Source organism: Ruegeria sp. AF7 (assembly GCF_056541885.1).
The window spans coordinates 1-8375 of sequence record NZ_JBQFYX010000036.1; the positions used below are offsets into that span (position 1 = coordinate 1).

The following is an 8375-nucleotide window of genomic DNA, read 5'->3' on the forward strand; positions in this document are numbered from 1 at the left end:
ATTGTGAACTCTTCCACCGGCTCCATACCCTTCACACGTGCGGACATCACGCGGGTCTGGTTCTGGTGCGCCGGAATGAACGTGCCACCGGCTTCGAACAGCATCCGCTGCATATCGCCGTAAACTTCGGTGCGGGCGTCGAAGTCGAGCGTTTCGCGGCCCGCATCAAGCAGAGCGTCGAACTCGGCCATATTCCAGTAGCTTTCGTTCCAGGACGCGCCACCACGGAAGGCTTCGTTCAGAATCTGGTCAGCAGGGCGCTGGGACCAGCTGGTGCCGACGAAGGGCATTTTCATCCATGTATCGGACCAGTATCCATCGGAAGGCGCAACAATCAGGTCAACGCGGATGCCTGCGGCGGCAGCCTGCGACTGATAGATTTCGCCCATACGGATCATGCCTTCGCTTACGTCGGAAACGAACAGTTCAATATCGATCCCATCAGCATAGCCTTCTTCGGCCAGAATAGCCTTGGCCCCTTCTATGTCCTGACCACAGTCGATGTCTGCGCGATACTGATCTCCAGACCAGACGGGGTGATCACAGGTTACTACATAGCCGTCCGCGCCATAGACCAGCTTGGACATTGCATCACGGTCTGCCGCGATACGCAGAGCGTGGCGAACACGTGGATTGTCGAATGGGGCCTCGGTCGTGTTCATGACCAGACCAACCCAGCGACCGGTTGGCACTGACAGAATGCTGTAGCGATCAGCATCGGTGAACAGGGCACGCTGCTGACCGGTAACGTTATTGATGTAGTCGATCTGACCAGCCTGAAGGGCGGCAACAGTGGCCTGTTGATCGGCGATACCGATAACCTCGATGTTCTCAACGCCGGCGGGGCCTTCCCAGTAGTCGGCAAAACGCGAAACAATGGTCGTGCCGGTTGGATCCATAGTCTCCATCTGGAATGGGCCGGTGCCCACACCGGCTTCGCAAATCGAGTCCAGATCGTTGTTACAGGTGCCAGCGTCCAGCATGCGAACGCGGTAATCCATCAGCAGGATGGGGAAGTCCGCGTGGGCGGACGACAATGTGACTTCAACGGTCTGTGCATCGATGGCTTTGGCACCTTCGATTAGCGACAGGCCACCTCGAACGGGACTGTCAATCGCTTCGGACTGCGTTCGCAGCAGCGAGAAAACCACATCATCGGCAGCAAACGCTTCGCCGTTGTGGAAAGTCACGCCTTCGCGCAGTTTAAAGGTCCACACTGTTGCCGCGTCATTCGAGGACCATTCTGTTGCCAGATCCGGTTGAATCATCCCGTCATTGTCCTGACGCACCAGGCGCGAATAGAGCATCTGTGTAAGAGGGTAGAAACGGCTCGGTGAAATTGGATCGAGTGATTCTGAGCCACCATAGCCAACTTCATGGGCGATCCGCAGTGTGTCTGCGCTCACTGTCGTTGCGGCAACCGCACCAATCATCGCGGCTCCAAGGACTAGGGATTTCATACGTGTATCTCCTTGCGATTGTTAATCGATTGTAGGCCCTCGGAGAGGTGCCGACCGACGGCTAGTTTTGTAAAAAACTGAACATGGCCCCCCGGTTTGTTCGTTGGATGATCTACTCGCTGATCAAGAACATGGTTACTGTCAAATATCTCGAACTGGTTTAAACCAGATTTCTAACACACATAAACCGACTTTGTAACAATTTCTTTTCATGCGAGGGTAATTGCCATGACATCCGTTCAAATTGCCAAATCATCGTTGCTGGGCCGATTGGAGGCTGGAGAATGGCGTCCAGGAGAGAAGCTGCCGTCCGAACGCACGCTGTCTCTGAGCCTAGGTCTGAACCGAATGTCATTGCGTCAGGCGTTACTAGGGCTGGAGAATGACGGGGTGATCTTTCGATTGGATCGCCGCGGATGGTTCGTCTCCCAGCCAAGGTTCATCTATAATCTCTCGACCCATATTGGGTTCCACCGCGCGGCCCAATCGCAGGGCGAAGCAACGTGGAGCGACACTGAAACCTTCACATTGGCAGCTGACAAAGAACGGGCGGTGGAGTTTAGTGTGGAAGAAGGCGCGCAGTTGTTCGTGTTCAAAGGATGGGGCGCGTTGAACGGGCACCGGATTTTCACCCATAAAGTGATGATTAATGGGGTGATAGCGCCTGATTACCGGGAAAAGCTCAAAAGTGGGTCCTTTACCGAAACCTGGAAAAATGAATATGGGATAGAACCCACTATCGGGTCGCTCCAGATTAAACCAATTCGGTTGGAAGGTGACGCGCAACTGATGCTAGGCTGCACCAAGGGCGCGCCGGGGCTGTACCTGAAACGAATGAAACAGGATGAGCAGGGCAACATTATCCAGATCGATCGGGAGTACTGGAGATTTGATTCGGTTGAGCTGATGCTTGAACGCGATCCGGACTGACGGACATGCAGTTTTGTAACAAGAGTCGCACTTGGAAGTAGCGCGCACCATCCGTAGATGTCGATTATGAGGGCCACATATCCCGACGCGGCGACCGTCATTTGCGAGGACGTCTCTATGAGGCTGCCACCGTTATCCTGACCCGCAGTTCAGCCGATTGTGACTTGCGGCTGTGGGGCCTCAAACTCCGTGAAAAGATCGGCTTCAAAAGCGCAGCGGTTGCCGTTGCGCGCAAGCTGCCCGTCATAATGCATGCTATGCTAAAAACCGGCAGGTTCTTCGAACAAAGTGCCGAAACGGCAGCGTGACGAGATCACGGCTCGCGTTTAGTCCATGATAACACTTTCACGTCCTCGCCGGGACGTAAGCAGAGCCATTCCGCTGAAGGTGTTGCACCGCTGGATCAGCTGAGTGCGTCGTCTACATATGGAAGTCTCCTCTCACGAAGCTTCATCATGCGACCGATGTCGACCGCGAAGACAACCATGCACCCGGCAACCGGTATTCAAAACGCAAAGAGACTTGATCTAGACTGCGCGATTAGATGGGGTATTCGGCAACGAGCCCATCTTCGATACCGGTGATAAGTGGAGATGCTGCGCTTTTGGCGAATGGTAAAACGAGGTCATGTTTTCATCAGCCTCAAGCCTTGAAGGGAGAAGCGCAGCATGAAGTACTATTGTGGACTGGACGTGTCGGTGCAGGAGACTGCAGTTTGCATTGTTGACGGGGCAGGCGAGATTTGCCGGGAGGTGAAGGTCGTCAGTTATCCGGATGATCTGATCGCGGTGTTGCAAGACCCCGCCCGGAACTTTGAGCGGAACGGTCTCGAAGCAGGTCCATTGTCGCAGTGGTTGTACGAAGGTCTTGCCAAGGCAAGTTTGCCGGTGATCTGCATCGAGACCAGGCATGCCAAGGCGTTCCTCAAAGCACAGCCGAACAAGACGGACCGCAATGATGCCCGCGGGATTGCCCAGATGATGCGGGTCAATCTTTATCGGCCTGTGCATGTGAAGACCCTGACGAGCCAGAAACGTCGGGCCTTACTCACCGCCCGCAAGCTGCTTCAAGAGAAGGCGATTGCCATTGAGAATGACATTCGCGGATTGTTGCGGAATTTCGGTCTGAAGGTCGGGCAGATCAGCAAGCTCAAATACGAAGAGCGGATCAATGAACTCGTCAACGACAGGCCTGACCTTCGCGATATCATGCAGCCTTTGCTGTCTGCACGCAAACTGCTGCGCAAAGAGTTCACCAAGCTGCACAAGAAGGTTTTAGACTTGGCCCGTGATGATGAGATCTGCCGCCTGTTGATGACGATCCCCGGCGTTGGTCCTGTTGTGGCTCTGGCCTATACGGCAACGATCGATATTCCCGAACGGTTTGCACGCTCAAAGGCGGTGGGTCCTGTGCTTGGTTTGACGCCGGTACTTAAGGAGTCAGGTGAATGCAAGCGGATCGGACGCATATCCTGCTGTGGCGACGGTATGATGCGAGGCCTGCTTTACGAGGCAGCGCAAGTCCTGCTTACTAATGTGAAGAAATGGTCCTGGCTGAAAGCCTGGGCGATGAATATTGCCAAACGCCGCGGCAGGCAGAAGGCGGTTGTCGCCTTGGCCCGGAGACTTGCGGTGATCATGCATCGCATCTGGAGTGATGGAACAGAATTCTGCTGGACGAAGGAGAGCTTGCCTGTTGCCACGTAGTTCAGCAACCAGAGTAACAAGAAACCAAAGGAAGCTAACCGATTCCGCCACCGGTGGAACGATGTCCTTCGCAGGACGATGGGTGGGGTGAGTTCGCGGTGTTGTCTGATGCGAGCGCATTGCGTTCAGCTCGCCGATTAGATTGTTCCGCCCCATCCTTCTGGTCCCATCATGGGAGGGCCACAGTGCCGATCCCGGAGAGAAGCGCGATACTGCGAAGGGTATTAACCACTAGGGGAGCCGACAGCCAGAATGACCTTGACCTCAACACGCCGAATTGAGAAGACATCACCTTCACATCCGTGGTGATTTGCAGGCGCATCGCAGGGACGACCCGTTCAAATTTGACAAGCGTTTCCCGATAGTGCCCCGCATTAAGCCAATGCGCCCCGTTGTCGTCTCGTACATGTAGGTGCAGCGCGTGGGCACCAGCAGCATGGCAGGCATTGGCCGTTTCAACGATTTCTGGAAGCGTGACGGGCAAGGCGGAGTGATCCACCTTGCCGCGCGCTGCACCATTGTGCGCGGCCATAATCAGAGGGGCTTACATGCCTCAGACTTTCATCCGTGATCCATCAGGGTCGAACAGAGGGCCAACGGTGATCGTAGCGTCAAATAGCTCACGGGCGATGTCTACTTTTACGCGCGCGCCATCTTTCACAGGGGAGTCCACATGGCCGAGTGCAACGGGCTTGCCGATACGATAGCCAAAGGCACAGGAACTTGTCTGGCCGATGAGCTTGCCGTCGAGATAGATCGGCTCATGGCCGAGCGGCACGGCGCTTTCATCTTCCAGCACAAGCGATAAGATATGCGGCTCTTCTCCGCTTTCGCGTTGTACTGCCAGCGCCTCAGCACCGATGAACCCGCCCCTTTTTCGTGTTGCAAAGTCAAGCCCGGTGTCGATAGGAGTGACATCGCCATCGAGTTCGTGACCCATAGCGCAGAAGCCTTTTTCAATGCGCATAGAAGACTGGGCGAACAGACCAGCAGGCTTTGCGCCCGCAGCGGTAAAGGCAGCATAGACGGTGGAGGCATCTTCAGCCTTCATGGTGATTTCCCAACCTGCTTCGCCCACATAGGACAGGCGCGCAGCGCGCACATTTTTGCCATCGACTTGACCGGTGCCGACCTTAAAGTAGTCAAGTTCATTCAGCTCTGGCGCGCCACATTCGGCGACGATGCGGGCTGCCTCCGGACCCATAAGCCCAAGAACGGCGTAGGTTTCAGTGGTGTCGGTCAGGGTCACATCAAAGCCGTCGGAATGGCGGCGGAACCAGGCGAGATCACGTTTGATGGCATTGGTGCCGACGAAAAGACGGTAGTGGTCTTCGGCGATGCGTTGGGCAGTGATGTCCGATTCAAACGTGCCGCGTTCGTTGAGAATGGCAGTGTAGATGACCGAGCCGGGTGCACGGGCCATGAACCCGGCGCAGGTGTGCAGCAAAAAGGCTTCGGCGTCGGGGCCTTTGACTTCGATCTTGCCAAAGGGCGAGGCGTCGAATATGGCGGCGCTTTCGTGGGCGGCCTTGACCTCCTCGGCGACGTTTTCGAACCAGTCGGGGCGACCGAATGTCAGCGTGGGCTCGGCAGTTTTGCCAAAGTAAAGCGGGCGCTCCCAGCCATAAAACTGCCCCATGTGCGCACCTGCCGCCCGGTATTCCTTGTCGAGCGGCAGGGCGCGGAGGTTCCGGGCGGTTGAGAGCTGTTTGCCCGGATACGCGATGTCATAATGGGTGCCGAGAATCTCGGGCGCACGGGCCATGAGATGCTCGAGCGAGTTGTAGATCGGCGCGAAGCGTTTGGCGTCGGCCTCGGTCAGGTCATAGGCCGTGTGGCCGTGCACGATGGCGTGGGCGAGGTTCATGCCTGCACCACCACCGGAAGCAAGGCCCACGGAGTTGAGGCCGCAGCCAAGGAAGAGGCCTTTGGTTTCAGCGGTCTCGCCCAACATGAAAGTACCGTCAGGCGTAAAGCTCTCAGGGCCGTTGATGAGCATTTTGACCTCAGCGGTTTCCAGGGCCGGAAGACGGTTTAGGGCCAACTCCATCATCGGTTCGAAGTGATCCCAATCCTCGGGCAGGAGGCCGAATTCGAAGGTCTCATCAAGCAAACCGGGTTTGATCGGCTTGCCCATGGGTTCGAAACAACCCACGAGCAATCCGCCGCTATCGTCGCGGATATAAAGATGGTTGTCATGATCTGACAGGGTGGGGGTGTTGCCGACGATGCCGCCGATGCGTTTCGTGAGCAGATAGAAGTGTTCGCAGGGCAGCGCAGGTACTTCGGCGCCTGCCATGGCACCTGCTTCTCGGGACCAGAGGCCGGTACAGAGCGCAATGGCGTCGCACATGACGGTGCCTTGGGTGGTCTCGACGCCTGTAATGCGACCATTTTCGGTCAGGATGCCGGTGACACCGGTGCGTTCGAAGATTTTGGTGCCGAGACCCTTGGCGGCCTTGACCAACGCGGCGCAGACGCCTGACGGTGACACACGGCCATCGTCGGGGGACCAGACGGCACCGAGCACGTCGTCGGCGTTCATCAGTGGCCAGCGTTCCTTGGCTTCTCCAGCAGAGATCGAGGTTGCCTCGATGCCATAGGCGTGAGCCAGTGCTTCCTGACGTTTGACGTGGATAAGACGGTCAGGCGTGGTGGCGATAGAGAGCGAACCCTTTTGAATCCAGCCGACATTCTGGCCGGTTTCCTCTTCGAGTTGTGAATAGAGGTCGACTGAATACTGGATCATGCGCGTCAGGTTGCGCGAGTGGCGGAGGGCGCGGACCTGTGCGGCGGAGTGCCAAGTGGTGCCGGAAGTCAGCGCGTTGCGTTCCAAGAGGATCGCGTCGGAGACGCCCATCTTGGCGAGGTGATAGAGCGTGGAACTGCCCATGATGCCGCCGCCGATGACGATAACAGAGGCGTGGGAGGGAAGGGTGGACATGGTATTAACCCGTGAGTTTTGCGTTTGTAGGATCGTAGACCGGATCGGCCAGAACTGTTGCGGAATAGGTGTTGAGCAGGATCTGCAGGTCGAGCGTGGTGCCGATGTCGATCATAGAAGCGTCGACCCACGCCACAGCAAGCATCTTGCCAGTGCGCCAGCCCATGCCGCCGGAGGTGACGTAGCCGATCAGGTTGCCGTCTTTCAGGACGGGTTCGGTGCCCCAACAGGGAGGTGCCGAGGCGTCGATTTCGAGCGTTACCAACTTTTTGGGTGGCGGCGTTTGGCGTTGGGCGTCGACGGCAGCGCGGCCGATGTAGTCTTTTTTCTTGGAGCAGAATCGTTCCAGACCAGCGGCGTGCGGCGAGATTTCGGTGGTCATCTCGTGGCCCCAGCTGCGGTAGCCTTTTTCGAGCCGAAGCATACCCATGGCGCGGCTACCCATAAGAGTGAGGCCATGTGCGGGGCCAGCGGCCATGACAGTGTCGAACAGGGCCTTTTGGCTGACCATCGGGCAGTGCAGTTCCCAGCCGAGTTCGCCGGAAAAGGAGATACGCATTGCTTTGCAGCGGATGCGACCGATTTCGACTTCTTTCGACGTCATGAAGGGGAAGTCGTCGAAGGCACCGCCGGAGAGCTCGTTGAGCAAAGCACGGGAATTGGGGCCTGCGACACCAAGGGCAGATAGGTTCTCGGTGGTGTCCTCGATACGGACGTCGAAGCCGTCTTTATGGTCATCCATCCAGCGGTGGTAAAGGGCAACGCCGGAGGTGGCACCGACAAGGTTGAAGCGGCCATCGCCGGTATTTTCGATGGTTATGTCGCCGACGATGCCGCCGCGATCGTTGAGCAAAAGCGAGAGCGCCATTTTGCCGGGCGTCGTGGGGCATTTGGCGCTGCCGATGTGGTCGAGGAAGGCCTCGGCGTCAGGGCCGAAAATGCGGAATTTGCCGTAAGAGGACATTTCCGAGAGTCCGCAGCCCGAAGCCATCGCTTTGGCCTCGTTACCGACATGATCCCACCAGTTAGGGCGATCAAAGCTCGGCTCGTCGACCTCACCATTCGGAGCATACCAAAGGGGGCGTTCCCAGCCATAGGCCTGGCCCATGATGGCACCGTGCGCAAGGAGATCGGTGTAGATAGGTGTCGTGCGCAGGGGGCGGCCCGAGCTGCGTTCAATTCCGGGGTAGATCAACTCGTAGCGGATGGGCAGGATTTCATGGGTGCGTTCGCGGGCAAATTCGCGAGTGGTCCAGTCGCCAAAGCGAGCGACGTCGATGAAATGCAAGTCCAGTTCGGGCTCACCTTCCAGGATCCACTGGCTCAGTGCCAAAC

General features: G+C 57.1%; 6 protein-coding genes and 1 pseudogene. 3 read left to right on the top strand and 4 right to left on the bottom strand.

Features of this window, described 5'->3' with window-relative positions; genetic code table 11:
• Positions 1-1460, bottom strand: a 1460-nt coding sequence (locus ACR0AP_RS20605; RefSeq protein ID WP_480509124.1) for an ABC transporter substrate-binding protein, incomplete at its 3' end; no start/stop codon positions are given.
• A 228-nt stretch (positions 1461-1688) separates the two neighbouring features.
• Here ACR0AP_RS20605 and ACR0AP_RS20610 point away from each other — a divergent pair.
• The 3 genes and pseudogenes from ACR0AP_RS20610 to ACR0AP_RS20620 all read left to right on the top strand — a co-directional run bounded on the left by ACR0AP_RS20610 (position 1689) and on the right by ACR0AP_RS20620 (position 4096).
• On the top strand, positions 1689-2390 hold the full coding sequence (locus ACR0AP_RS20610; protein ID WP_480509126.1) for a UTRA domain-containing protein: 702 nt from the start codon (positions 1689-1691) through the stop codon (positions 2388-2390).
• A 41-nt stretch (positions 2391-2431) separates the two neighbouring features.
• A pseudogene (locus ACR0AP_RS20615) lies at positions 2432-2698 on the top strand (IS110 family transposase); the annotation flags it as partial.
• A 360-nt stretch (positions 2699-3058) separates the two neighbouring features.
• On the top strand, positions 3059-4096 hold the full coding sequence (locus tag ACR0AP_RS20620) for an IS110 family RNA-guided transposase (protein ID WP_480509128.1): 1038 nt from the start codon (positions 3059-3061) through the stop codon (positions 4094-4096).
• 169 nt (positions 4097-4265) lie between these two features.
• Here the strand turns inward: ACR0AP_RS20620 and ACR0AP_RS20625 are convergent, their stop codons facing one another.
• The 3 genes from ACR0AP_RS20625 to ACR0AP_RS20635 all read right to left on the bottom strand — a co-directional run.
• Complete coding sequence (locus tag ACR0AP_RS20625; protein WP_480509130.1) at positions 4266-4628, bottom strand: 3-keto-5-aminohexanoate cleavage protein; 363 nt, start codon at positions 4626-4628, stop codon at positions 4266-4268.
• Between the two features lie 21 nt (positions 4629-4649).
• Positions 4650-7040: a GcvT family protein gene (locus tag ACR0AP_RS20630; protein ID WP_480509132.1), complete on the bottom strand. Its 2391-nt coding sequence runs from the start codon at positions 7038-7040 to the stop codon at positions 4650-4652.
• A 4-nt stretch (positions 7041-7044) separates the two neighbouring features.
• On the bottom strand, positions 7045-8375 hold a 1331-nt coding region (locus ACR0AP_RS20635; RefSeq protein WP_480509134.1), incomplete at its 5' end, for a glycine cleavage T C-terminal barrel domain-containing protein.

Excerpts from the sequence above, each read along its gene's own strand:
- ACR0AP_RS20610 (WP_480509126.1), top strand. The coding sequence starts at position 1,689 with ATGACATCCGTTCAAATTGCCAAATCATCGTTGCTGGGCCGATTGGAG.
- ACR0AP_RS20625 (WP_480509130.1), bottom strand. The coding sequence starts at position 4,628 with ATGGCCGCGCACAATGGTGCAGCGCGCGGCAAGGTGGATCACTCCGCC.
- ACR0AP_RS20630 (WP_480509132.1), bottom strand. The coding sequence starts at position 7,040 with ATGTCCACCCTTCCCTCCCACGCCTCTGTTATCGTCATCGGCGGCGGC.
- ACR0AP_RS20620 (WP_480509128.1), top strand. The coding sequence starts at position 3,059 with ATGAAGTACTATTGTGGACTGGACGTGTCGGTGCAGGAGACTGCAGTT.